The organism is Stenotrophomonas sp. ASS1 (assembly GCF_004346925.1).
GTDB classification, from domain to species: Bacteria; Pseudomonadota; Gammaproteobacteria; order Xanthomonadales; family Xanthomonadaceae; genus Stenotrophomonas; species Stenotrophomonas maltophilia_A.
Window position 1 is genome coordinate 677,710 of the sequence record NZ_CP031167.1, and the last position, 24,660, is coordinate 702,369.

The window sequence follows — 24,660 nt, forward strand, 5'->3', positions numbered from 1 at the left end:
ATGATCCAGCAACGCACCCTCAAGAACACGATCCGCGCCACCGGCGTTGGCCTGCACAGCGGTGACAAGGTCTACATGACCCTGCGCCCGGCACCGGTCAACCATGGGATCGTGTTCCGTCGCGTGGATCTGGACCCGGTGGTGGAAGTGCCGGCCAAGGCCGAACTGGTCACCGAAGTGACCCTGTGCACCGGCCTGACCTGCAACGACGCCAAGATCCAGACCGTCGAACACCTGATGTCGGCGCTGGCCGGCCTGGGTGTGGACAACATCATCGTCGAACTGTCCTCGGCCGAGCTGCCGATCATGGACGGTTCGGCCGGCCCGTTCGTGTTCCTGCTGCAGTCGGCAGGCATCGTGGAACAGGATGCGCCCAAGCGCTTCATCCGCGTGCTGAAGACCGTGGAAGTGACCGAGGGCGACAAGGTGGCCCGCTTCAGCCCGTACGAGGGCTACAAGCTGGGCTTCACCATCCAGTTCGATCACCCGATGATCCCGGCCAAGCAGTCGCGCCAGGAAATCGAGTTCTCGACGCTGGCCTACACCAAGGAAATCTCCCGCGCGCGCACCTTCGGTTTCATGCGCGACCTGGAATACATGCGCGAGCGCAACCTGGGCCTGGGCGGTTCGATGGACAACGCCATCGTGCTGGACGAGTTCCGCGTGCTCAACGAAGACGGCCTGCGCTACGCCGACGAATTCGTGCGCCACAAGATCCTCGACGCGATCGGCGACCTCTATCTGGCCGGTGGCCAGGTGCTGGGTGCCTACGAAGGCTTCAAGTCCGGTCACGCCCTCAACAACAAGCTGGTGCGGGCGCTGATGGCCGACGCCACCGCCTGGGAATGGGTCAGCTTCGACTCGCCGGCCACCCCGGACCCGGTGGAATATGCCACTCCGGCCTACGCCTGATTCCTGTAGATCGTTGAATTGAAAGACAAAAGCGCCGCCTTCCAGGGCGGCGTTGTCGTTTCAGGCGTGTCCGGCGCATTCAGCATGCTTGACGCGCGTCAAGGCCGGTTCGAGGTCACGGTTTTGTGAACCTGTTGGATCGGAAGCCTGAATTTAACGTAGTTTTAACAACAATCTAACGACAGGCCCCCGGATGGCAGCTAGGATGCGACCCGGCCCCCGAAATGTTTCACGCCGTGGTGACACGCGCGACGGGGAGCGGAGCCGGATGCTCCGTTGTCGTCAGGACCGCTTCTTCGGCTTCGAAGGAACGTCCTGCAGGCAAGCCAAGGCGTCGCGTAGCCCTTTGTGCGTGGCGGCTGAAACTGCGTGGGGTCCATTCCGGTTGTCGAGCGCTGGGGAGCGCGTGGGAGTGGGAGACGCAGTCTTGATGGTCACCTTGGTGGCCTTCAGCCCGATGGAACGGGCCGCGTCGAGCAACTGGGCTTCGGCAAGCCGCAACTTGGCATGCCAGACCGGGGACTCGACGAGAAAAACGAGGTGTTCCCCGTCCACATTGGCCAGCCGGCAACGGCTGCGCAGAGGTGGCGGCAACTGGGGGCGCAACTGACGGTCCAGCGCGTCGAGCCACAAGGCACGCCGCAGCGGGTTCCCGCTTTTGTCCGCCATCACCGCATCCAGCGCCGGCTTCGGCACTGACGCGGGGCGAACGCTGGATTTCGGCTCAGACATGAAAACTCACTGATGGCATTCAAAAAGATCGTAATCAAAACGCGTGAAGGACAGGCCAAAGCGTCGCCCATCGCGCGTTTGCGGTTCTATTTCGAGGACCGCCCCCGCGCCCTGCTGGGCAGTGTGCTCGGGGTAGGCTGCATTATCGGCCTTGCCGGCGGCATTGGCGCCAGCGCGCTGAATGATTCCCGCCTGCAGGCCAAGGTCGAGCGCCAGGATGCAGAGCTGGCCAAGGTCAAGCGCGATGCGCAGACCCAGGTCAACGCGCTGGCGGCCCGCCTCGGCGAGCTGCAGGCCCAGGCCACCCGCCTCAACGCCCTCGGCGAACGGCTGACCCAGATGGGCAAGCTGGAAGACGGCGAGTTCGACTTCAACGAGACCCCCGGTCTCGGTGACGGCGACGCCGGCGGCCCGACCAGCGACATCCCGGTCAAGGACGTCAACGCCGACTTACAGGTGCTGGAGCAGCGCTTCGCTGCTTCAGGCCGCCAGTTGTCGGTGATGGAATCGCTGATGTTCGACCACCAGCTGCAGCAGAACGCCGTGCCGTCGCGCATGCCGATCCGCAACAGCTACGTGACCTCCGGTTTCGGCACCCGTGCCGACCCGTTCGGGCGCGGTGCCGCCACCCACAAGGGCATGGACTTCCACGCCAAGGTCGGTGACCCGGTGATGGCCGTCGCCGAAGGCGTGGTCAGCTTCGCCGGCGTGAAGGGCGGCTACGGCAACGTGGTCGACGTCGACCACGGTAACGGCTACGTCACCCGCTACGCGCACAATTCGCGCCTGGTGGTGAAGGTCGGCGACCTGGTGCGTGCCGGGCAGGAAGTGGCCAAGGCCGGTTCCACCGGTCGTTCGACCGGCGCCCACGTGCACTTCGAGGTGTGGGAGAACGGCAACGTGGTCAACCCGCGCAAGTTCCTCGGCGACGGCGGCAACACGCCGGTCGGCCGCGTCAGCCGCGGCTGATGCCCCATTGGGGTGCCGGCTGCCGTCGGCACTACCGCCCCCGGAGTACGGGGGCAGCGCCGTAGGCGCGGGGGTGTGGAGGCGAGGTAAGTGGGGCCCACGGTTCGCGCAGCGAAGCGTGGGAGCGCCAGCGCGCATGCGCTGACGCGTACCCGGCCAGCGGCCGGCACTACCCCTCGGGGTTGAAACCTCAGCCGGCCGTCCCAAGCTACAATGGGTGTTGCCATCGACAGGGCGCCAGGCGCCCTGTTTCGTTTGCGGCGGACGGATCCCAAGGGGGAGGCCGGGCGTCGTGTCCATCCAACCCGGTTCCTTCAATGATCAACAGCCTGCTTACCCGCGTATTTGGCAGTCGTAACGAACGACAGCTGCGCCAGCTCAACCGCATCGTCGCCAAGATCAATGCGCTGGAGCCGGAGATCGAGAAGCTTTCCGACGAGCAGCTTCAGGCCAAGACGCCGGAGTTCAAGCAGCGCATCGCCGACGGTGAAGCCCTGGACAAGGTGCTGCCGGAAGCGTTCGCGGTCTGCCGCGAAGCCGGTCGCCGCGTGCTGGGCATGCGCCACTACGACGTGCAGCTGATCGGCGGCATGGTGCTTCACCTGGGCAAGATCGCAGAAATGCGCACCGGTGAAGGCAAGACCCTGGTGGCGACCCTGCCGGTGTACCTCAACGCGCTGGAAGGCAAGGGCGTGCACGTGGTCACCGTGAACGACTACCTGGCGCGCCGCGACGCCGCGCAGATGGGCAAGCTGTACAACTGGCTGGGCCTGAGCGTGGGCGTGGTGTACCCGGGCATGCCGCACAGCGACAAGCGCGAAGCCTACGCCTCGGACATCACCTACGGCACCAACAACGAATTCGGCTTCGACTACCTGCGCGACAACATGGCGCTGTCCAAGGCCGACCGCTACCAGCGCGGCCTGCACTACGCCATCGTCGACGAAGTCGACTCCATCCTGATCGACGAAGCGCGTACCCCGCTGATCATCTCCGGACCGGCCGACGATTCCCCGGAGCTGTACATCCGCGTCAACCGCGTCGTGCCGAACCTGGTCAAGCAGGAAGCGGAAGACGGCGAAGGCGACTTCTGGGTCGATGAGAAGGGCAAGCAGGTGCACCTGTCCGAAGCGGGCATGGAGCACGCCGAGCAGCTGCTGGTCGAGGCCGGCATCCTCGACGGCGAGACCGAAGGCCTGTACGCGCCGCAGAACCTGACCGTGGTCCACCACCTGAACGCCGCGCTGCGCGCGCACGCGATCTACCAGCGTGACGTGGATTACATCGTGCGCGATGGCGAAGTGGTCATCGTCGATGAGTTCACCGGCCGCACCCTGTCCGGCCGCCGCTGGTCCGATGGCCTGCACCAGGCGGTGGAAGCGAAGGAAGGCGTGCCGGTCCAGCGCGAGAACCAGACGCTGGCGAGCATCACCTTCCAGAACCTGTTCCGCATGTACAAGAAGCTGTCCGGCATGACCGGTACGGCCGATACCGAAGCCTTCGAGTTCCAGAGCATCTACGGCCTGGAAGTGGTGGTGATCCCGACCAACCGCCCGACCATCCGCAAGGACAGCCCGGACCAGGTATTCCTGAACCGCAAGGGCAAGTTCAATGCGGTGCTGGCCGACATCGAAGAGTGCGCCAAGCGCGGCCAGCCGGTGCTGGTGGGTACCACCTCGATCGAAACCTCGGAAATGCTGTCCGAGCACCTGCGCAAGGCGGGCGTGAAGCACGAAGTGCTCAACGCCAAGCAGCATGACCGCGAAGCGACCATCGTCGCCAATGCCGGCCGTCCGGCGGCCGTGACCATCGCCACCAACATGGCCGGCCGCGGTACCGACATCGTGCTGGGCGGTTCGCTGGAAGCGGAGATCCACGAGCTGGGCGAAGGCGCGACCGACGAACAGAAGGCCGCGGTCAAGGCCGATTGGCAGAAGCGCCACGAGGCCGTCAAGGCTGCCGGCGGCCTGCACATCGTCGGTACCGAGCGCCATGAATCGCGCCGTATCGACAACCAGCTGCGCGGCCGTTCGGGCCGCCAGGGTGACCCGGGTTCGTCCCGCTTCTACCTGTCGCTGGAAGACAACCTGATGCGCATCTTCGCCTCCGACTGGGTGCAGAAGGCCATGCGCATGATGGGCATGAAGGAAGACGACGTCATCGAGGACCGCCTGGTCAGCCGCCAGATCGAGAAGGCACAGCGCAAGGTCGAGGCCCACAACTTCGACATCCGCAAGAACCTGCTGGACTTCGACGACGTCAACAACGACCAGCGCAAGGTGATCTACGCACAGCGCGATGAACTGCTGGACGCCGAGTCGGTGAAGGACAACGTCGACGGCATCCGCGACGACGTGATCTTCGACGTGGTGGCCCGCTTCGTGCCGCCGAACTCGATCGACGAGCAGTGGGACCTGCGTGGCCTGGAAGCGACCCTGGAGTCGGACTTCGGCCTGCAGATGTCACTGACCGACCTGGTCAAGTCGCACGAAGAGCTGGACGCCGAAGCCATCGCTGCCAAGGTGCAGGAGCGCGTCAACCAGCACTTTGCCGAGAAGGAAGCCGGTGTCGGTGAGGAAACCATGCGCGCGCTGGAGAAGCACGTGATGCTGACCGTGCTGGACCAGAGCTGGAAGGAGCACCTGGCGCGCATGGACTACCTGCGCCAGGGCATCTACCTGCGTGGTTACGCGCAGAAGCAGCCGAAGCAGGAGTACAAGAAGGAAGCCTTCGAGCTGTTCTCGGACATGCTGGAGAACGTCAAGCGCGAAGTGGTGACCCTGCTGTCGCGCGTGCGCATCCGCAGCGACGAGGAAGTGCAGGCGCTGGAAGCAGCCGAACGCCAGCAGGCCGAAGCGCGCCTGAGCCAGTCGCAGTTCCAGCACCAGGACGTGGGCGGCTACAGCGCCGACGAGGAAGCCGCGCAGGTGCAGGCTGCCCAGCAGGGCATTGCACAGGCGCAGCGCGATGAGCCGAAGATCGGCCGCAACGATCCATGCCCGTGCGGCAGTGGCAAGAAGTACAAGCACTGCCACGGCCAGCTGAGCTGACCCCGAAGAGCCCCGCGAAAGCGGGGCTCTTTTTTCATGGCGGCTGTTTCGCGGGGCTGATCCGGCCCGATCCGAGATTGCGCGGGCCGCCCTGTTCTGGGCATGCTTCCCCCATGGCTCCCCCCACCCGATCGATCCACGTCGTGGCCGCCGTCATCACCGACGCCCGTGGCCGCGTGCTGCTCAACCGTCGTACCGAGAACCGCGACATGGCCGGCCTGTGGGAGTTCCCCGGCGGCAAGCGCGAATCCGGCGAGACCTCCGAACAGGCGTTGGTTCGCGAGCTGCGCGAGGAACTGGGCATCGAAGCCGATGTCGGCGAATGGCTGATGGATGTGCCGCAGCGCTACCCGGACAAGCACCTGACCCTGGAAGTGCGCCACGTGCGCAGCTGGAAGGGGACGCCACGTGGCCGCGAGGGCCAGGCCATTACCTGGGTGGCGCCGGACAAACTGGGTCGCTATTCGATGCCACCGGCCGATCTGCCGGTGGTGGCCGCGCTGCGCCAACCCGACAGCTACCTGATCACCCCGGCGCCGGCCGATGACGCCGACGGCGTGCAGCACTGGCATGAGCAGCTGAAGCGTGTGGTGGCGGCGGGCCAGCAGCGCATCCAGCTGCGGTTGCCGACGGCACATCCGGAGCGCCAGGCGATGGTCGAACAGGCCGTGCGCGCGCATCGTCGCAGCGGGGTGCAGTGGCTGCTCAACCGCGATATCGAACGCGCGCGCGTACTGGGCGTTGGGGTGCACCTGGGCAGCGAGCAGCTGCTGGAGCTGTCGCAGCGTCCGCTGCCTGAAGGCCAGCTGGTGGCCGCGTCCTGCCATGACCTGCAGCAGCTGCAGGCCGCACAGCGGTTGGGCTGCGACTTCGCCGTGCTTGGCCCGGTGCAGGCCACGGCCAGTCATCCCGATGCCGTGCCGCTGGGCTGGAACGCGTTCGCCGAGCTGCGTGCGCAGGTGTCACTACCGATCTACGCCCTGGGCGGCATGGGCCGCGGTCACATCGCCGAAGCGCGTCGCCATGGTGGGCAGGGCATCGCCGCCATCCGCGCGCTGTGGCCGGCGTGATGCAAACAGGGTCGGATCACAGCGTGATCCAGAAACACCCGTACTGGCGCCGCAACCCCAGCACCGTCGAAGCGCGCGACGCGCTGCCGGGCAGGGTCTGCTCCAGGCGCAGGCCGATGGGATGCCGCGCCACAGAGGCCACAGGGTCGGATCCCAACGCGGCAGGGCTCTGATCCTCATCCTGCGATTGCGGCAGCGCCTGTGACGGATACACCGGCACCACGTCCACCAGGGGCCGCCGCGCCAAGGATTCCAGCTGGCCGAGGATGCGCTGCGCGCCCGCATCGGAAACCGCGCCCCACAGATACAGTGAGGACAGCCGATTCACATCGTTGCTGACGATGCCGACGCGCAGCGCGTCCACCAGTTCACTCAGCCGCCGCGGGCAGCGTGCCCCCAGGGTGTCGCGCTGCAGGGTGTTGCCGGCGGGCGCAGGCGGTGGCAACCGCGACCGCGCGCCCAGGCTGTCGCAGGGCCGGTCGGTGTAGACGCTTTGGCCCTGGGCATCGGTGCAGCGGTTCAGGCGCGTGGACTGTGCGTGGGCGGCGCTCGACAGAACGCACAGCGGCAGCAGCAACAGCAGGAAGGAAAGCCGGATCATCCTCGCAGGGTAGCGCCGATCACGCTTGCGCGCCGTGCTGTCAGCCCTGCAGCAGCTTCAGCACCGAAGTGGTCGGCTTGGCCAGGTTCAAGGTGTAGAAGTGCAGGCCGGGTGCGCCGCCTTCGATCAGGCGCTGGCACAGCTTGGCCACCACTTCAGTGCCGAATGCACGCACCGACTCTGCATCATCGCCATAGGCCTGCATCTTGCGGCTGATCCAGCGCGGGATCTCCGCACCGCACTGTTCGGAGAAGCGGCGCAGCTGGCTGAAGTTGGCGATCGGCATGATGCCGGGCGTGATCGGTACCTGCACGCCCAGCCGCCGCACTTCGTCGACGAAATGGAAGTAGGCATCAGGGTTGAAGAAGTACTGGGTGATCGCCGCATCGGCACCGGCGTCGATCTTGGCCTTGAAATGCTTCAGGTCGGCCAGTGCGTCGGAAGCCTGCGGGTGCGTTTCGGGGTACGCGCCCACTTCGATATGGAACGCATCGCCGTGCTCGGCGCGGATGAAGTCGATCAGTTCGGCGGCATAGCGCATGTCACCGGGGAAACCCATGCCCGACGGCAGATCGCCGCGCAGCGCGACCAGGCGGCGGCAGCCGATGGCGCGATACAGCTTGAGCAGCTCGCGGATTTCCTGACGGGTGCCGCCGACGCAGGACAGATGCGGTGCGGCATCGAAGCCATGGTGCTGGTTGAGATGGCGCACGGTCTCGGAGGTATAGCTCAGGGTCGAGCCACCGGCGCCGAAGGTACACGACACGTACTCGGGACCGTAGTCCTTCAGCCTGGCCGCGGCGCGGTCCAGCTGGCTGCGCTGTTCGTCGGTCTTGGGCGGATAGAACTCGAAGCTGATGGCGGTCATGGCACGGGCGGCAGCGGCGGGTGCGGATTAGTATATCGCTTCATCAAGATGGATGTTGTCAATTTCTGCGGGCGTATATCGTCAGCCGCCTGCGACCGTTCGCCCCGGCGATCGGCCGCTGCTCCGAAATCGCCCCCCGGGTGCCATGGCCGGCGGCACGCTGTTCCCATCCCGGCAACACCCACCCGACGAAGGAGCAGACGATGAAGATCTTCCTGGCACCCTGGTATGCAATGAAGGCCTTGGCCCGGCTGGCGATGATCGGCATGGCGATGGCCGTGCTCGGTTCCGGCTCGGCGCACGCCGCCAGCGCCAGCGCCCCGGCGGCGGGCAAGGTGCAGGTCGAGGTGGTCGGCAAGGGCCGCCCGCTGCTCATGATCCCCGGTCTCAACAGCAGCGCCGAGGTGTGGCGCGAGACCTGCCTGGCCCTGAAGGATGTGCAGTGCCATCTGGTGCAGCTGCCCGGCTTTGCGGGCGCCGCAGCCGCTGATCCGCGCCCGGCCGAGTTCCTGCCGGCGATGCGCGGGCAGCTGCTGGCCTACCTGCATGACCAGCACCTGGGGCCGGTGGTGGTGGTTGGCCACAGCCTCGGTGGCCTGCTGGGCCTGCAGATGGCGCAGGCCGAGCCGAAGGCGGTCAGCGCGTTGGTGGTGGTTGACGCCCTGCCATTCCTGCCGGCCGCGCGTGACCCGAAGGCCACCGCTGACAGCGTGCGGCCGATGGCCGACCGGCTGCGCAAGGGCATGCTGGCCGCCGGCGCCGCGCAATGGCAGGCGCAGTTGAAGGCGGGCCTGCCGGGGATGACCCACGATACTCAGCGCCAGGCTGAACTGGGCCGCTGGGGCGAAGACAGCGATCGCCAGACCACGGCCGATGCCATGCATGCGGTGATGACCACTGACCTGCGTGACAGCATTGCCTCGATCACCGCACCGACGCTGGTGCTGGGCAGCTGGGCCGGCTACCAGCCGATGGGTGGCACCGAGGACGGCACCCGGGCGGTGTTCCAGTCGCAGTACGCGAAACTGCAGGGCGTACAGATCGCGATGAGCGCGCAGGGTTTCCACTTCCTGATGTGGGATGATCCGCGCTGGTTGCAGGAACAGGTGCAGGCCTTCCTCGACCGCCACCACTGAGTTTCAACACGCCTCGGAATGGACATGCCGGATTCCTCCTCGACGGTACGCTTCTGGCTGCTCAATGCGCTGGTATGGGCGCTCTATGGCGTTGCCGGAATCGGCCTGCGCCAAGCCTATTTCAGCGATGCCGGAAGCGCAGGCGTGTTGATCACGCTGGGCCTGGCGTTGGCCCTGTTCGGATGCAGCGGTGCCATCCGCGCGCTGGCGCTGCGCGCAGACTGGTGGGCGCGCGGAACGGCCGGGCTGTTGCTGCGGCTGGCGCTGTCGGTGGCATTGGGCGCGGCAGTGGCGCAGCTGCTGGTGAACATCGCGCTGCACTCGGCGCTGGCCTGGAACTGGGTGAGCCTGGGGCGGCAGACGGCCGACTTCAGCCCCAAGGCGCTGCTGCTCTACTGGTACACCACTGCGGTGATGCTGGCCCTGTGGGCAGCGCTTTGGGCAAGCCTGCACAGCCTGCGCCGGATACGCGGGGCGGAACTGGCCCGCCTGCGCGCCGAAGCCGAGCGCATTGCGCTGGAACGCGATGCGCTGCGTGCGCGGCTCAACCCGCACTTCATGTTCAATGCGCTGAACAACCTGCGTGCGCTGATCCTGGAAGATCCTGAGCGTGCGCGCGACATGGTCACCCGCCTGTCGCGCACGCTGCGCCAGGCGCTGGCGCACAACCGCAGCGAGCAGGTCACGCTGGCCGAGGAACTGGCGGTGGTCGACGACTATCTGGCCATCGAGGCCATCCACTTCGAGCAGCGCCTGCAGGTGCGGCAGCAGATCGATGCCGATGCCATGCAGGCGCAGCTGCCTGCGATGGCGTTGCAGCTGCTGGTGGAGAACGCGATCAAGCACGGCATCGCCAGCCGCCCCGGCGGCGGCGAGGTGCGGATCCGTGCCACGCTGGACAATGACGTGCTGCGCCTGCAGGTGGACAATCCGCTGGGCAGCGCCAACGAGCCCACCCCTGGGCATGGCGTCGGCCTGGCCTACCTGCGTGCGCAGCTCGGTACGCAAGGTCGTTTCACCCTGCAGCCGGTCGGCGACCGCATGCAGGCCCTGCTGGAGATTCCGCAATGAGTGGCGTGCTGCGCGTATTGATCGTTGATGATGCGCGGCTGGCGCGGCAGGAGCTGCGCACGCTGTTGTCGGCGCTGCCGTGGGTGCAGTGCGTGGGCGAGGCCGACGATGTGCCGGCCGCGCGCGAGGCGATCGCCACACTGGCGCCGGACCTGGTGCTGCTGGATGTGCAGATGCCCTCCGGCAGCGGCTTCGATGTGCTGGATGGACTGGAGACGGTGCCGGCGGTGATCTTCGTTACTGCCTACGACACCTACGCGGTGCGCGCGTTCCAGGCCAATGCGCTGGACTATCTGGTGAAGCCGGTCGAGGCACCGCGCTTGCTGGAAGCGTTGCAGCGGGCGCGCCAGCGCGAGGTGGTGGCGGGCGAAACACCGGAGCCGCGCAGCACGCTGGGCGCGCAGGACCAGGTGTTCGTGCGCGAGGGCGAACGCTGCTGGTTCGTCGCGGTCTCGGAGATCCGCCGGCTGGTGGTGGATGGCAACTACACGCGGCTGTGGTTCCGCGACCAGAACGCGTTGCTGACCCGCAGCCTGAGTGCGCTGGAATCACGTCTGCCGCCGGATCTGTTCTTCCGTGCCAACCGCAACACGCTGGTCAACCTGCGCCGTATCCGAGGCGTGACGCCCAGCATCGCTGATGGTTATGACCTGGCACTGGACGACGGCAGCGAGGTGGAGGTGTCGCGCCGGCAGGCGCGTGAACTGCGTGAACGGATGGCGTTGTAGCTGCCGCTACAGCTCGGCACTGACGGGGCTGGTGATGAAGCCCCATAGCAGGCGTGCCATCACCGCCGGTGAACGTGCCTGCTTGCGCGCATAGGCCAGCAGCGCATCCAGCCGCGGGCGGTCGTAGAGGTGCCCGGCCAGCAGCACCGCGTGCACACGACGGGTGTTGGCGGTGTCCTGCAGCGGGTTGCCGTCGAGCAATACCAGGTCGGCGGCTTTGCCGACCTCGACACTGCCATGCGATGCCTGCAGCTCCAGATGACGCGCCGCGTGCAGCGTTGCCGCGCGCAGCACGTCGGCCTGGCTCAGGCCTGCCTGGCGCAGCCACTGCAGTTCCTCGTGATAGCGGAAGCCACCCAGCCCGGTATCGGTGCCGACCAGCACGGTGACGCCGGCACGATGCGCGGCACCGGTGAGGGCCAGTCCATGCTCGAAGTACGCCTTCAACGCGTCTTCGCCGCGCAGGCCAGGATAGCGTTCGGTGGTGGCCGTCAGATCATCGCGCCATGCCCAGCGCGAAAGTGGATCGAGATAGGCCAGACGTGGATCGTTGATGAAGGCGGGGTCGCGCGCACGCGCATCCTCTTCGCGGGTGACATGGGTGGGTACGAACGCGGCACCGCTGGCCTGCATCACACCGAACGCCTCGTTGCATAGCGCGGGCTGGTAGCCGCCGACCATGCGTTCGGCCAGCGCGGTTGGATCCTCGCTGTCGAGCGTGCCACCGCGCCACGCCGCCGCGTTGTCGAAGCAGTGGCGTACGAACAGATGGGCATGCTCGAAGCTGCGCTGGCCCGCCCGCACCGCGGCGTCCAGAGGCACGGCCTTGGGCAGGTGGCCGATCAACGGACGGCGCAGCTGCTGCGCCTCGGTGGCCAGCCGCTGGTAGGTGTCCGCACGCAGCTGGTTGTAGACCTTCAACGCGTCGACACCGCGCGCGCTGTACGTGCGTGCACGCTCGGCGGCGGCCTCCGGCGCGAGTGATGGATCCTCGAAGTAGAAACTGGCGATCTGCACGAAGCGCGGTGCAACCTGCTGCCCGGCAATGGCCTGTGCGGTCCAGCGACGCTTGTCGGCCACGCAGGCGATCAGCGGATCGGTGGCCTGCGGGCAGTCCATCATGTCGCGGGTGCCGGTGATGCCGTTGGCCAGCATCAGCGGGAACTGCAGCTGCGGCGACAACTGCAGTGCATGGGTGTGCATGTCCCAGAAACCGGGCAGCAGCCAGCGGCCACCGGCATCGAGCACCGGCAACGCGGTGTCCCGTGGAGCTTCGCCAATGGAAGTGATCGTGCCGTTGCGCACTGTCACTGTGGTGGGTTCGCTGACCTGGCCGCGCGCGACGTCCACCACCCGCGCGTTGACGATCATGCGGCTGTTGCCCGGCTCGGGCAACGGCGGTGCCGACAGCGGCCAGAGCAGGGCGGCGGTGAACAGCAATGGCGGCGCCAGCAGGAGGACGGCCAGGGCGATCGGCCATCGCCGACGGCGGGCGGAACGGGGCAAGGCGTGTGCTGCATCCATGAGCCGGCGATCCTTGCATTGGGTCGCCTGCAGAGTGCTGCAAGCCGGACGCGGGCGCCAGTGACCATCGGCATCCGACCCTGCCTGCCTCCGGGGCGGTTACCCTGTGCGGTGGAACTCCTGACCACGCCACGCCATGTCCATCGTCCTCACCGATTTCGCCCGTCCCCGCCTGTTCCCGCGCGTGCCGCGTGGCAACACCATCCAGGACTGTACTGCCGAGCAGTTCGAGGCACACCTCAATGCGCACGCGCCACTGAAGGTGCTCGACGGCTACGCGCCGTTCTGCAAACTGTTCGTCTACGAGAACTGGACCAGCACGCGTTGCCTGACGGTGCCGGTCACCGACGCCAACCGCCACCAGCTGCGCAGCGGCTATGAGGCGCGCAACCGCGAGGAACTGCCGGTGCTGGTGCGCTGGTTCGAGGGCGTGGAATCACCGCGCGCGAACTACCTGGTGGTGATCCTGTACAGCGCCGGGCAGCTGGCGAAGGAGGGTTCACCGATCGAAGCCGACTGGGGCATCGTCGGTTGCATCTATACCTCCGAGCCCGAAGAGGTACCGATGGCGCCGATCACCATGATGCGCAATGCACTGGGCGTGGAGGAGGGCGGTTCCGGTGTGCCGCTGGATCGCGAGGCCTACCAGCGCTCGGTGGCGTTCTGGGAGAACAACGCCAACTGGCGGCCGTGAGCCCACGCTGCGGCCGGACAGTCGGCATGTGAACAGGGAGGATTGCAGCGGGGCGCTACCATGGCAGTGAATCAACGCAGGGAGCACAGGGATGGATGTTCGCAGTTGGATGCCGTTTGCATGGGTCGCCGCAGGTCTGCTGGCCGCAAGTGAAGGCTCGGCAGCAAAGTACGATGCAGGCGCCGCCTGTGGGGCCCTGTCCGACGTGACGCCGATCCGTGATGCCGGCGTGGGTTCACTGCAGGCGCAGGCAACGTCGGGGCGCTGCACGTTCCATGTGGAAGCGGATGACGCTGCAGCGCTTTCGCGTCAGCAGTCGTTGCTGCAGAGCGTGTCTGCGATCGCCTGTGGTGCGCCAGCCACCACCCGGCCTTCGCAAGGGGCTGCAGGCTTCGACCTGCAGATGCCTGCACGTTGCCCACTCTCTTCCAGCACGCCGTTGATTGCCCGGGAAGGAGGCTGGCACCAGCGGCGACTTTCGTCGGTCCCGACGTATCCTGCGGCCGCCATGCGCGAGGCCCAGCAGGGAGGTGTCGAGCTGATGCTGCTGCTGGATGCGCAGGGCAAGACCCAGGCGATCATCCTGTCCCGATCCAGCGGCTACCCGCTGCTCGATGCGGCGGCGCTCAAGCACGCGCGTGACTGGCGCTACGAGCGTGAAGCGGCAGGCAAGGCACCAAGCATGAGCCTGATACGCGGCACGGTCACGTTCAAGCTCAACTAGGGCGTCTGCAGGGCGGGCTCGGGCTTCCACTCCCACCAGGTGTAGTGGTATTCGCGCTCGGTCGCGCTCCATTGCTGCGCGCAGCAGGTGCATGTCAGCCGGTAGCATTCGCCCCAGCCGTCCTCCGCTTCGCCCCGTGCACGCAGCTGCACGTGACCTTGTTCCAGCAGCGGCTCGGGGCTGAAGAACACATAGGATGGGTAGAGCGCGCACAGGCAGCCTTCGCGTGCCTGCCAGTAGCGCAGCCGTTGCAGGGCCGCCTTGAGGTGCGCCTGGTTGCTGATCAGCATGCCGCCAAGGGCGATGCCTTGGCAGCTGCGTTCGATCGTATCCACATGCGCGACCAGCGCGTCCAACGATGAGGCGTTGAACAGCCGAGCGACCGTACGCGCGGCATCGGTGATGCGCGTTGCATCGCGCGACAACAGGTCCTGCAGCAGCACATCGGCCTGTGCATCGTCGAGCCGGGGTATCGGTACTGCAGACCACGGCCAGCGCATCAGCGTGACTTGCCGATGGCGGCGTAGTGGCCGGCCGTCAATCGCTGCAGGTCGGCTGGTGCCAGTTCCACTTCCAGGCCGCGGCGACCGGCGCTGACATGCAGCGCGGGCAATGCCTGCGCGCTGGCGTCCAGGAAGGTGCGCAGGCGCTTCTTCTGCCCCAGCGGGCTGATGCCACCGACCAGGTAACCGGTCGCGCGCTGTGCGGCATCGGCCGCGGCCATTTCGCACTTCTTGCAGCCGGCCGCTTCGGCCAGCGCCTTCAGGTCCAGCTGGCCGGCCACCGGCACGATCGCTACCAGCAGTTCGTGGGTCTCGGTGCTGGCCAACAGGGTCTTGAACACCTGGGCCGGGTCGAGGCCGAGCTTGTCGACGGCTTCGCCGCCATAGGATTCGGCGTGCGCGTCGTGCACGTAGCTGCGCACGGTGTGGGCGATCTTCTCGCGCTTGAGCAGGTTGATGGCCGGAGTCATGGGGGCATCCTAGCGCGGGGCAGGGGTGTTGCCTTGACCGAGGCTATTGTTCCCGCTCCGGTGGGGAACATCCACGCATGGCGTGGATCTACTGTGGGTTGGCTGGGGGATATCCACGCATGGCGCGGATCTACTGGGGCCGGACGATCAGTAGATCCACGCCATGCGTGGATACGTGGTGTACGGCCACACGCGAACGCAGAACGGGCGCCCGAAGGCGCCCGTTCCGTGTGTTGCATGCACCGGTAGTGCCGGCCGCTGGCCGGCACCGCGCAGGCATCAGTAGCGGTAGTGGTCCGGCTTGAACGGGCCTTCCACCGGCACGCCGATGTAGTCGGCCTGTTCCTGGCTCAGGGTGGTCAGCTTCACGCCGATCTTTTCCAGGTGCAGGCGGGCCACTTCTTCGTCCAGCTTCTTCGGCAGCAGGTAGACCTTCTTCTCGTAGCTGTCCTTGTTCGCCCACAGGTCGATCTGTGCCAGGGTCTGGTTGGCGAAGCTGTTGGACATGACGAAGCTCGGGTGGCCGGTGGCGCAGCCCAGGTTCACCAGGCGGCCTTCGGCCAGCAGGAAGATCGCGTTGCCGTTCGGGAAGATGTACTTGTCCACCTGCGGCTTGATGTTGACGTGCTTGATGCCGGCGAACGACACCAGCGCATCGACCTGGATCTCGTTGTCGAAGTGGCCGATGTTGCAGACGATGGCCTGGTCCTTCATCGCGCTCAGGTGCTCGATGCGGATGATGTCCTTGTTGCCGGTGGTGGTGACGTACAGGTCGGCACGGCCCAGGGTCGATTCGATGGTGTTGACTTCATAGCCTTCCATCGCCGCCTGCAAGGCGCAGATCGGGTCGATCTCGGTGACGATCACGCGCGCGCCGTAGGCACGCAGCGAGGCCGCGCAGCCCTTGCCGACGTCGCCGTAGCCGCAGACCACGGCCACCTTGCCGGCCAGCATCACGTCCATCGCGCGCTTCAGGCCATCGGCCAGCGACTCGCGGCAGCCGTACAGGTTGTCGAACTTGCTCTTGGTGACCGAGTCGTTGACGTTGATCGCCGGGATCAGCAGGGTGCCGGCCTGGGCCAGCTGGTACAGGCGGTGCACGCCGGTGGTGGTCTCTTCGGAGACGCCCTTCCAATCCTTGACCACGCGGCCCCAGTAACCCGGGCGCTCGGTGGCGACGCGCTTGAGCAGGTTCTTGATGACCTGTTCTTCGTGCGAGGCAGAGGCGGTGTTGACCCAGTCGCTGCCGTTTTCCAGCTCGTAGCCCTTGTGGATCAGCAGGGTCACGTCACCACCGTCGTCGACCACCAGCTCCGGGCCGGTCAGGGTGCCGTCGGCCAGGGTGAAGGTCAGCGCGTCCAGGGTGCAGTCCCAGTACTCTTCCAGGGTTTCGCCCTTCCAGGCGAACACCGGGGTGCCGGTGGCGGCAATGGCGGCAGCGGCGTGGTCCTGGGTCGAGAAGATGTTGCACGAGGCCCAGCGCACGTCGGCACCGATGTCCTTCAGGGTCTCGATCAGCACCGCGGTCTGGATGGTCATGTGCAGCGAGCCGGTCACGCGCACGCCCTTCAGCGGCAGCTCGGCCTGGTACTTGCGGCGGATCGACATCAGGCCCGGCATTTCGTGCTCGGCGATGTCCAGTTCCTTGCGGCCCCAGTCGGCCAGCGTGATGTCGCGGATCTTGTAATCACCTTCGGTGGAGAAGGTCTTGGCAACAGCGTTCATTCGTGTGCTCCGGTTGTGGGCGAGCGGGTGCTCGCATCTAGCCGGGCGCCGTTGTTACAAAGCCACCTTACCGAGCCTGGCCGGGCCTCATGGGATCCGGTCGCAGCGCCCCTCGGCAGGGGAGAACCCCCATTATATCGCGGCCCCGGCGTGACATCCGGATGACCCAACCATCGGCAGGTGGGATCGCGTGCACGGCCTGTTAAGGTCGGTGTTTTCACGCATCACACAGGTGGAACGATGAGCATGCACGCGCGCCGCACACGGCGCTGGACCGGCCTGGTCCTGTCGATGGGACTGCTGGCGGTGGCTCCGCTGGCCTGGGCCGCGGCCCCGCAGCCCGCCCAGGTACAGGCCCAGGGCGTCAACGGCTACGAACTGCCGTCGGCGGCGCTGCAGGCGGTGGTGGACGCGCCGCGCGCGCCCTCGCTTTACCTGTCGCCACGCCGCGATGTCGCCGCGATGATGCAGATGCCGTCGCTGCCGTCGATCCAGGTGGTGGCGCAGCCGGAACTGAAGCTGGCCGGCCTGCGCATCAACCCGCGCACCTTCTCCGACAGCCGCTTCAGCTTCGGCGAGAAGCTGTGGCTGATGAACGTGGCCGACGGCAAGGAACGGCAGATCAGCGGCCTGCCGGCCAAGCTGTCGATCGCCAGCGTGATGTGGTCGCCGGATCAGAAGTGGCTGGCCTTCAACCAGGTCGACGCCGCCAGCGGCGCCAATGAACTGTGGCTGGTGGATGTGGCCAGCGGCAGCGCCCGTCGTCTGGTCGCCAGCCTGAACACGGTGATCGGCAGTGGCTACCAGTGGCTGCCGGACAGCCGCGGCCTGGTGGTATTCATGCGCCCGGCCAACCTTGGTGCGGCCCCGGCCGCCGACGGCATTCCGACCGGCCCGGCCGTGCAGCAGACCAGCCAGGGCGGCGGCGTGGTGTCGATCCGTACCTACCAGGACCTGCTGAAGAACGAGGCCGACGCGCGCCAGTTCGATTACTACGCCACCACCCAGCCGATGGAAGTCAGCCTGGATGGCAACACCCGCGCGATCGGCGCAGCTGGCATCTTCATGGGCTTTGCGGTGTCGCCGGATGGCCGCTTCGTGCTGCGCCAGCCGGTGCAGCGGCCGTATTCCTACGTGGTGCCGGTGAGCAGTTTCCCGCGCCGTATTGAAGTGATCGACCGTGCCAGCGGCAAGCTGGTGCACACCGTGGCCGTGCGTCCGCTGGTGGAAGGTTTGCCGACCGGCAACGACGCTGAAGTGACCGGCGTGCGCGATATCAGCTGGCGTGGTGATGCCGATGCCACGCTGGTCTGGGCCGAAGCCCAGGACGGCGGCGACCCGAACAGGGAGGCCAAGGTGCGCGATGCGGTGCTGATGCAGGCTGCGCCGTTCGACAAGCCGCCGGTCACGTTGGCCCAGCTCGGCAGCCGTCTGGTGGGCATCAACTGGGGCCGTGGCGACCTGGCCCTGCTGACCGAGTCGTGGTGGAAGACGCGCAAGACCAGGACCTGGCTGATTGCCCCGGACAATGCCGGCGCCGAGCCGCGCCTGCTGTGGGATCGCGACGGACAGGACCGCTATTCCGATCCGGGCCGGCCGCTGTTGTCCAGCGACGACCGCGGGCGCTCGCTGCTGCAGACCAGCGCCGATGGCAGCAGCCTGTATCTGGCCGGTGCCGGTGCATCGCCGGAAGGCGATCGTCCGTTCGTGGACCGCTTCGACGTTGCCACGGGCAAGGCAACCCGCCTGTTCCACTCGCAGGCGCCGAGCTATGCGCTGCCGGTGGCGCTGCTGGACAGCCAGGCCAGCTCGCTGCTGCTGAGCCGCGAGAGCCCGGACGAGCCGGCCAACTTCTACGTGCAGTCGCTGGCCGATGCCGGTGCTGCGCCGCGTGCGCTGACCCACTTCGCGCATCCGCTGCCGCAGTTGAAGGGCGTGCAGAAGGAGCAGATCCGCTACAAGCGCAAGGATGGCGTCGACCTGACCGCGACCCTGCTGCTGCCGCCGGGCTACGACCCGAAGCGCGACGGCCCGCGGCCGCTGCTGATGTGGGCCTACCCGGGCGAGTTCAAGAGTGCGGCTGCGGCCAGCCAGGTGACCGATTCGCCGTACCGCTTCAATGCGGTCAGCTACTGGGGCCCGCAGGCGTTCCTGGCCAAGGGGTATGTAGTGCTGGCCAGCCCGTCGATGCCGATCATCGGCGAGGGCGACAAGGAGCCGAACGACACCTACATCGAACAGTTGGTGGCCAACGCCCAGGCAGCCGTGGATGAAGTGGTGCGCCGTGGCGTGACCGATCGCGATCACATCGCCATTGGTGGCCATTCCTACGGTGCGTTCATGACCGCCAACCTGCTGGCGCATACGCGCCTGTTCAAGGCGGGCATCGCGCGCAGCGGCGCCTACAACCGCACGCTCACGCCGTTCGGCTTCCAGGCCGAGGAGCGCAACTACTGGCAGGCGCAGGACGTCTACCAGAAGATGGCGCCGTTCAACTACGCCGACAGGATCAAGGATCCGATCCTCTTCATCCACGGCGTGGACGACAACAACTCCGGCACGTTCCCGATGCAGAGCGAGCGCATGTTCGCCGCAGTGAAGGGCCTGGGTGGTACCGCGCGCCTGGTGATGCTGCCGAACGAATCGCATGCCTACCGTGCACGCGAGTCGATCATGACCATGCTGGCCGAAAGCGAGCGCTGGCTGGAACAGACCATCGGCCCGGCCGAGCAGGGCAAGGCGAAGAAGAAGCGCTGACGTGACCCGGTAGTGCCGGCCGCTGGCCGGCAACCTCATGGACCTACGCGACCTGAGGTTGCCGGCCAGCGGCCGGCACTACCAGATGAAACCATTTTTGCAACGCAGCACGATGCCCGTTCTGGGATAGGCTTGGGGTCTGGATCCGTTGACCGAGGCCTGTGCGTCGCCGATGAACGAGTACCGCAGCAGCATCGAGTTTGCTTCCCCCGATCTTCCGCTTCGCGATGATGTGCGCCGGCTCGGCGCGCTGGTTGGCGACCTGCTGGTCGAGCAGGTATCCGCCGCCTTCCTCGACGATGTCGAGGACGTGCGCACCCGCGCCATCGCCCGCCGTGAGAATCAAGCTCCATTGTCGGAGCTGGCCGATGGCCTGGCCGGACGCACGCCGCAGCAGGCAGAAACCATGGTGCGGGCCTTCAGCACCTACTTTCAGGTGGTCAACATCGCCGAGCGCGTGCATCGCATCCGCCGTCGCCGTGACTACCAGCGTGGCGGTACCGCCGGGGCGCAGCCCGATGGCCTGCAGGATGCGCTGCAGCACCTGAAGGCACAGGGGGTGGGCCTGGACGAGCTGGCGCAGTGGCTGCCACGCATCGACATCGAACCGGTGTTCACCGCACACCCGACCGAAGCGGTACGCCGCGCGCTGCTGGAAAAAGAGCAGTTGATGGTGGCCAGCCTGGTCGACAACCTCGACGGCCAGCGCACGCCGGGCGAGGCCGCCGCCGATGCCGCTCGCTTCCGCATGGCATTGACCGCTTCGTGGCAGACCACCGATTCCTCGCCGGTGCGGCCCACCGTCGATGACGAACGCGAGCACGTCGGCTTCTATCTGGTGCAGGTGCTGTACCGGGTGATTCCGGTGCTGTACGAATCGCTGCAGCAGGCGTTGCGCGATACCTATGGCGAAGAACTGCCGCTGCCGCGCCTGCTGCGCTTCGGCACGTGGGTGGGCGGCGACATGGACGGCAACCCGAACGTGGATGCCACCACCATCCGCAACACGCTGGATGCGCAGCGGCAGGCGGTGCTCGGGCGCTACCAGAAGGAACTGCTGCAGCTGGCCAGCCTGCTCAGCCAGTCCACCGAGCGGGTAGGGGTGAGCGATGCGCTGCAGGCGCGCGTGGTGCAGTACCAGCAGCTGCTGCCGCAGGTGCAGTCGCGCCCGCGCCACGCCGATATGCCGTACCGCCTGCTCAACGACCGCATGCGCGCACGCCTGCAGGCGACGCTGGACGATGGCGAGGGCGCCTACGCCGGCCCCGCCGAACTGATCGACGACCTGCAGCTGATCCTCGACAGCCTGCTTGCGAACCGTGGCGAGCACGCTGGTGGTTTTGCCGTGCAGCGCCTGCTGTGGCGGGTGAAGACCTTTGGCTTCCATCTGGCGCGGTTGGATGTGCGCCAGGAATCGAGCGTGCATGCGCGTGCGCTGGCGACGGTGCTGGGCGGCGACACGGCGTGGGAGGGCCTGGATGCCTTGGGCCGCGCGCGCCTGCTGGCACCGCATGCCAGTGGTGAGGCACGGTTGCCGAAGGGCGACGACGAGGGCAACCAGCGGCTGGATGCGGTGTTCGCCGCGCTGGCCGATGCGCGTGCGCGGCATGGCAGCGATGCGCTGGGCAGCTACATCATCTCGATGGCGCACGACCGCAGCGACGTGCTCGCGGTGCTGGCGCTGGCACGCCGTGGCAGCCTGGTGGAAGAGAACGGATCAGTACCGCTGGATATCGCACCGCTGTTCGAGACGGTGGATGATCTCAAGCGCGGCACCGCGACCCTGCGTGACCTGCTGGCCGACCCGATCTATCGCGCGCACCTGCAAGCACGCGACGACGTGCAGATGGTGATGCTGGGCTACTCGGACAGCAGCAAGGACGGTGGCATCGCCGCCTCGCGCTGGGGCCTGCAGCGCGCGCAGGTGGAACTGCTGGAGGTGGCGGCCGAGGCCGGCATCCGCCTGACCTTCTTCCATGGCCGTGGTGGTTCGATCAGCCGTGGAGGTGGCAAGACCACGCACGCGGTCGATGCCTCGCCACGCGGCAGCATTGATGGCCGCCTGCGGGTGACCGAGCAGGGCGAAGTGATCCATCGCAAATACGGCATCCGTGCGTTGGCGCTGCGCTCGCTGGAACAGGCTACGGGTGCGGTGTTGCGCGCCAGCCTGCGCCCGCGTGCCGCCGAACCCCGCGAGGATGAGTGGCGACCGGTGATGGACGTGGTGTCATCGGCCAGCAGCGAGGTGTACCGCGCCTTCGTCGGCCAGTCTGGTTTCATGGACTACTTCCGCACGGCGACACCGATCGATGTGATCGAGCGGATGACGCTGGGTTCGCGTCCGTCGCGCCGGCTCGGTCAGGACGCAGCACTGGGCAACCTGCGTGCGATTCCGTGGGTGTTCGCCTGGAGCCAGGCGCGTGCCGTCATTCCCGGCTGGTATGGCGTGGGCAGCGGACTGCAGGCGGCGGTCGATGCTGGTCACGAGCAGACGCTGCGCGAGATGGCACGTGACTGGCCGTTCTTCCGTACCTTCCTGGACGACATCGCGATGGTGCTGTCCAAGGGGGATATCACCATTGCCGAGCAGTTCTCGCTGTTGTCGGGCGACCTGCACGGGCGCTTCTTCCCGCAGGTACAGCGCGAACTGGAACTGACCCGGCACTGGCTGCTGGCGCTGATGGACCAGCAGACGCTGCTCGACCACGATGCGCGGCTGTCGCTGTCGATCCGTCTGCGCAATCCCTATGTCGATCCGATCAGCGTGCTGCAGGTGGATCTGCTGCAGCGTTGGCGCGAAAGCGGGCGCGAGGATGACGAGCTGCTGCGCGCGCTGGTGGCCTGCGTGAACGGTGTTTCGCAGGGTGTGCAGAACACCGGGTGAAATGCATCCGCCGGGCGTGGTCCGGCGAATTCGAAATGGTAGTGCCGGCCGCTGGCCGGCAACCTCATGATGTTCGGCAGCACGCGCGAGGTTGCCGGCCAGCGGCCGGCACTACCTCACTCTTCCGGCGACGGCGGGTTCGACGCCAGCAGTTCCAGATGGCGCTGCTCCATTTCCTGGCGCAGTTGGCGGCGGATCAATGCGGCTGCCTGGCGGCGCTTCTCGTCCGACGTGACCGGCTGCAACGACGGCACCGGCGTCGGCCGGCCTTCCTCGTCCACGGCCACCATGGTGAAGAAACAGCTGTTGGCGTGGCGCACGCTGCGCTTGAGGATGTCCTCGGCCACCACCTTGATGCCGATCTCCATCGACGAGGTGCCGGTGTAATTCACCGAGGCCAGGAAGGTGACCAGCTCGCCCACCGCGATGGGCTGGCGGAACATCACCTGGTCCACCGACAGGGTGACCACGTAGCTGCCGGCGTAACGGCTGGCGCAGGCGTAGGCGACCTGGTCGAGCAGGCGCAGGATGGCGCCGCCGTGGACCTTGCCGGAGAAATTGGCCATCTCCGGCGACATCAGCACGGTCATGGACAGCTGGTGGGTTTTCAGTTCGGTCGACATGGGGCGATTGTATCGGCAACCGGTTGTGCCGGCCGCTGGCTGGCAATCACGCGATTGTTTCCGGAGGCCATGAAAAAGCCGGCCAGCGGCCGGCTCTACCAGAAGCAGAAGGGCCGCGTGAGCGGCCCTTCGTGTTTCTTACTTCAGCTTCGCATCGGCGCGCAGGGCGGCGGCGCGGTCGGTCTTCTCCCAGGAGAAGGCCGTGGCGTTGACGGTCTCGCCTTCGCCGTTGAGGTAGCTGAACTCCTTCGGCTTGCGGCCGAAGTGGCCGTAGGCCGCGGTCTGCTGGTACATCGGGTGCACCAGGTCCAGCATCTTGATGATGCCGTACGGGCGCAGGTCGAAGTGCTTGCGGATCAGCTTCTCGATCTTGTCGTCGCTGATCTTGCCGGTGCCGAAGGTGGTGACCGAGATCGAGGTCGGCTCAGCCACGCCGATGGCGTAGGAAACCTGCACTTCGCAACGGTCGGCCAGGCCGGCGGCAACCACGTTCTTGGCCACGTAGCGGGCAGCGTAGGCCGCCGAACGATCGACCTTGGACGGGTCCTTGCCGGAGAAGGCACCACCACCGTGACGGGCCCAGCCGCCGTAGGTATCGACGATGATCTTGCGGCCGGTCAGGCCGCAGTCGCCCACCGGGCCGCCGATCTCGAACTTGCCGGTCGGGTTGATGTGGAACTTGGTGCCCTTGTGCAGCCACTTGGCCGGCAGCACCGGCTTGATGATCTCTTCGCGGACGGCCTCGATGAGGTCCTTCTGCTTGATGCCCGGGGCGTGCTGGGTCGACAGGACCACGGCGTCGATGGCCGAGACCACGCCGTTTTCATAGCGCAGGGTGACCTGGCTCTTGGCGTCCGGGCGCAGCCACGACAGCGGCGAGTTCTTCTTCTTGCGGATCTTGGCCTGCTGCTCGACCAGGCGGTGCGACAGGTGGATCGCGGCCGGCATGTAGCTGTCGGTCTCGTTGGTGGCATAGCCGAACATCAGGCCCTGGTCGCCAGCGCCCATTTCTTCCGGCTTCTTGCGATCCACGCCCTGGGCGATGTGCGGCGACTGCTTGCCGATCAGGTTCAGCACCCCGCAGGTGGCGCCGTCGAAGCCGACGTCGGAGCTGTCGTAGCCGATGTCCGTGATGACCTTGCGGGTCAGCGCTTCCAGGTCGATCCAGGCGCTGGTGGTGATCTCACCGGCCACAATGGCAACACCGGTCTTGACCATGGTCTCGCAGGCCACGCGGGCGCGCTGGTCCTGGGTCAGGATCGCGTCCAGCACCGCATCGGAGATCTGGTCGGCAACCTTGTCCGGATGGCCTTCGGAGACCGACTCGGAGGTGAAGAGATAGCTGGACATCAGGCGTAATATCCCTTGATTCGGATGGAAAGATGGGCGCGAATGATACACGGGGTGCGCCGCCTGTGCATTGTGAACCTGTACCGGTTGCCGGTGGTTAAGCCCGCGTAGGCCCGGCAGGGGCCGTCCGGCCGGGATTGGGGCTCAGCCTCGAGGCCCAGTGTTCCACCAGCGTGACAACGCAGCGGGCGCCTACCGGCCCCGACTGCGCGGGCCACAACGCCCGGCAGCGGCTGTGCGGCCGTCATCGTTCTGCCCAAAAACCGCCA

20 protein-coding genes and 1 riboswitch are annotated in these 24,660 nt (G+C 66.7%); of the genes, 11 read left to right on the forward strand and 9 right to left on the reverse strand.

The features are described from left to right. Positions 1-912, forward strand: a complete 912-nt coding sequence (gene lpxC / locus MG068_RS03085; protein WP_005408085.1) for a UDP-3-O-acyl-N-acetylglucosamine deacetylase — start codon at positions 1-3, stop codon at positions 910-912. Positions 913-1,194: 282 nt separating this feature from the next. On the opposite strand, the gene MG068_RS03090 is transcribed toward lpxC, so the two are convergent. Next, positions 1,195-1,644 (reverse strand): DciA family protein, encoded by a 450-nt coding sequence (locus MG068_RS03090; protein ID WP_029379786.1) that lies wholly within the window; start codon positions 1,642-1,644, stop codon positions 1,195-1,197. A gap of 12 nt (positions 1,645-1,656) precedes the next feature. On the opposite strand from MG068_RS03090, the gene MG068_RS03095 reads away from it, so the two are divergent. The 3 genes from MG068_RS03095 to MG068_RS03105 all read left to right on the forward strand — a co-directional run bounded on the left by MG068_RS03095 (position 1,657) and on the right by MG068_RS03105 (position 6,733). Next, positions 1,657-2,613, forward strand: coding sequence for a M23 family metallopeptidase (locus MG068_RS03095; protein ID WP_057501038.1), 957 nt, complete (start codon positions 1,657-1,659; stop codon positions 2,611-2,613). Between the two features lie 317 nt (positions 2,614-2,930). Continuing rightward, positions 2,931-5,663 (forward strand): preprotein translocase subunit SecA, encoded by a 2,733-nt coding sequence (secA, locus tag MG068_RS03100; protein WP_032129708.1) that lies wholly within the window; start codon positions 2,931-2,933, stop codon positions 5,661-5,663. 113 nt (positions 5,664-5,776) lie between these two features. Further along, positions 5,777-6,733 (forward strand): Nudix family hydrolase, encoded by a 957-nt coding sequence (locus tag MG068_RS03105; RefSeq protein WP_132809203.1) that lies wholly within the window; start codon positions 5,777-5,779, stop codon positions 6,731-6,733. A 16-nt stretch (positions 6,734-6,749) separates the two neighbouring features. Here MG068_RS03105 and MG068_RS03110 read toward each other — a convergent pair whose 3' ends face one another. Together MG068_RS03110 and metF are read right to left on the reverse strand one after the other, a co-directional pair. Further along, entirely contained in the window at positions 6,750-7,334 is a 585-nt protein-coding gene (locus MG068_RS03110; RefSeq protein ID WP_132809205.1) for a DUF4124 domain-containing protein, read from the reverse strand. 40 nt (positions 7,335-7,374) lie between these two features. After that, entirely contained in the window at positions 7,375-8,202 is an 828-nt protein-coding gene (gene metF / locus MG068_RS03115; RefSeq protein WP_049399801.1) for a methylenetetrahydrofolate reductase [NAD(P)H], read from the reverse strand. Between the two features lie 203 nt (positions 8,203-8,405). Between metF and MG068_RS03120 the strand changes: the two genes are divergently transcribed. The 3 genes from MG068_RS03120 to MG068_RS03130 are packed head-to-tail and all read left to right on the forward strand — an operon-like array spanning position 8,406 to position 11,137. After that, the gene (locus MG068_RS03120; RefSeq protein WP_132809207.1) at positions 8,406-9,338 is read left to right on the forward strand and encodes an alpha/beta fold hydrolase; all 933 of its coding nucleotides are present in this window, start codon (positions 8,406-8,408) and stop codon (positions 9,336-9,338) included. 24 nt (positions 9,339-9,362) lie between these two features. Beyond that, positions 9,363-10,409 carry a sensor histidine kinase gene (locus tag MG068_RS03125; protein ID WP_132809209.1) on the forward strand — a complete coding sequence of 349 codons (1,047 nt, stop codon included), beginning with the start codon at positions 9,363-9,365 and terminating at the stop codon, positions 10,407-10,409. Beyond that, positions 10,406-11,137 carry a LytR/AlgR family response regulator transcription factor gene (locus tag MG068_RS03130; RefSeq protein WP_132809211.1) on the forward strand — a complete coding sequence of 244 codons (732 nt, stop codon included), beginning with the start codon at positions 10,406-10,408 and terminating at the stop codon, positions 11,135-11,137. The genes MG068_RS03125 and MG068_RS03130 overlap by 4 nt, the downstream gene beginning before the upstream one ends. A gap of 6 nt (positions 11,138-11,143) precedes the next feature. On the opposite strand, the gene MG068_RS03135 is transcribed toward MG068_RS03130, so the two are convergent. Beyond that, positions 11,144-12,661 (reverse strand): amidohydrolase family protein, encoded by a 1,518-nt coding sequence (locus MG068_RS03135; RefSeq protein WP_132809213.1) that lies wholly within the window; start codon positions 12,659-12,661, stop codon positions 11,144-11,146. A 136-nt stretch (positions 12,662-12,797) separates the two neighbouring features. Here MG068_RS03135 and MG068_RS03140 point away from each other — a divergent pair, with 136 nt between their 5' ends. Both MG068_RS03140 and MG068_RS03145 read left to right on the forward strand, forming a co-directional pair. After that, positions 12,798-13,355 carry a DUF3228 family protein gene (locus MG068_RS03140; protein ID WP_049461613.1) on the forward strand — a complete coding sequence of 186 codons (558 nt, stop codon included), beginning with the start codon at positions 12,798-12,800 and terminating at the stop codon, positions 13,353-13,355. A gap of 109 nt (positions 13,356-13,464) precedes the next feature. Then, positions 13,465-14,079 carry an energy transducer TonB gene (locus tag MG068_RS03145; protein ID WP_165929921.1) on the forward strand — a complete coding sequence of 205 codons (615 nt, stop codon included), beginning with the start codon at positions 13,465-13,467 and terminating at the stop codon, positions 14,077-14,079. Here MG068_RS03145 and MG068_RS03150 read toward each other — a convergent pair. The 3 genes from MG068_RS03150 to ahcY all read right to left on the reverse strand — a co-directional run bounded on the left by MG068_RS03150 (position 14,076) and on the right by ahcY (position 16,777). Beyond that, positions 14,076-14,579 (reverse strand): hypothetical protein, encoded by a 504-nt coding sequence (locus MG068_RS03150; protein WP_132809216.1) that lies wholly within the window; start codon positions 14,577-14,579, stop codon positions 14,076-14,078. The genes MG068_RS03145 and MG068_RS03150 overlap by 4 nt on opposite strands. After that, complete coding sequence (gene ybaK / locus MG068_RS03155) at positions 14,579-15,052, reverse strand: Cys-tRNA(Pro) deacylase (RefSeq protein ID WP_132809218.1); 474 nt, start codon at positions 15,050-15,052, stop codon at positions 14,579-14,581. Before ybaK ends, MG068_RS03150 begins: the two co-directional genes overlap by 1 nt. A gap of 279 nt (positions 15,053-15,331) precedes the next feature. Beyond that, complete coding sequence (ahcY, locus tag MG068_RS03160; protein ID WP_132809220.1) at positions 15,332-16,777, reverse strand: adenosylhomocysteinase; 1,446 nt, start codon at positions 16,775-16,777, stop codon at positions 15,332-15,334. 36 nt (positions 16,778-16,813) lie between these two features. Beyond that, positions 16,814-16,897: riboswitch (S-adenosyl-L-homocysteine riboswitch) on the reverse strand. Between the two features lie 120 nt (positions 16,898-17,017). On the opposite strand from ahcY, the gene MG068_RS03165 reads away from it, so the two are divergent. Then, entirely contained in the window at positions 17,018-19,534 is a 2,517-nt protein-coding gene (locus MG068_RS03165) for a S9 family peptidase (protein ID WP_132809222.1), read from the forward strand. 172 nt (positions 19,535-19,706) lie between these two features. Then, positions 19,707-22,418: a phosphoenolpyruvate carboxylase gene (gene ppc, locus MG068_RS03170; protein ID WP_132811103.1), complete on the forward strand. Its 2,712-nt coding sequence runs from the start codon at positions 19,707-19,709 to the stop codon at positions 22,416-22,418. A gap of 116 nt (positions 22,419-22,534) precedes the next feature. Here the strand turns inward: ppc and MG068_RS03175 are convergent, their stop codons facing one another. Beyond that, positions 22,535-23,041: an acyl-CoA thioesterase gene (locus MG068_RS03175; RefSeq protein ID WP_049399791.1), complete on the reverse strand. Its 507-nt coding sequence runs from the start codon at positions 23,039-23,041 to the stop codon at positions 22,535-22,537. A 138-nt stretch (positions 23,042-23,179) separates the two neighbouring features. Continuing rightward, positions 23,180-24,391 carry a methionine adenosyltransferase gene (gene metK, locus MG068_RS03180; protein WP_010481882.1) on the reverse strand — a complete coding sequence of 404 codons (1,212 nt, stop codon included), beginning with the start codon at positions 24,389-24,391 and terminating at the stop codon, positions 23,180-23,182. Between the last annotated feature and the right edge of the window lie 269 nt (positions 24,392-24,660).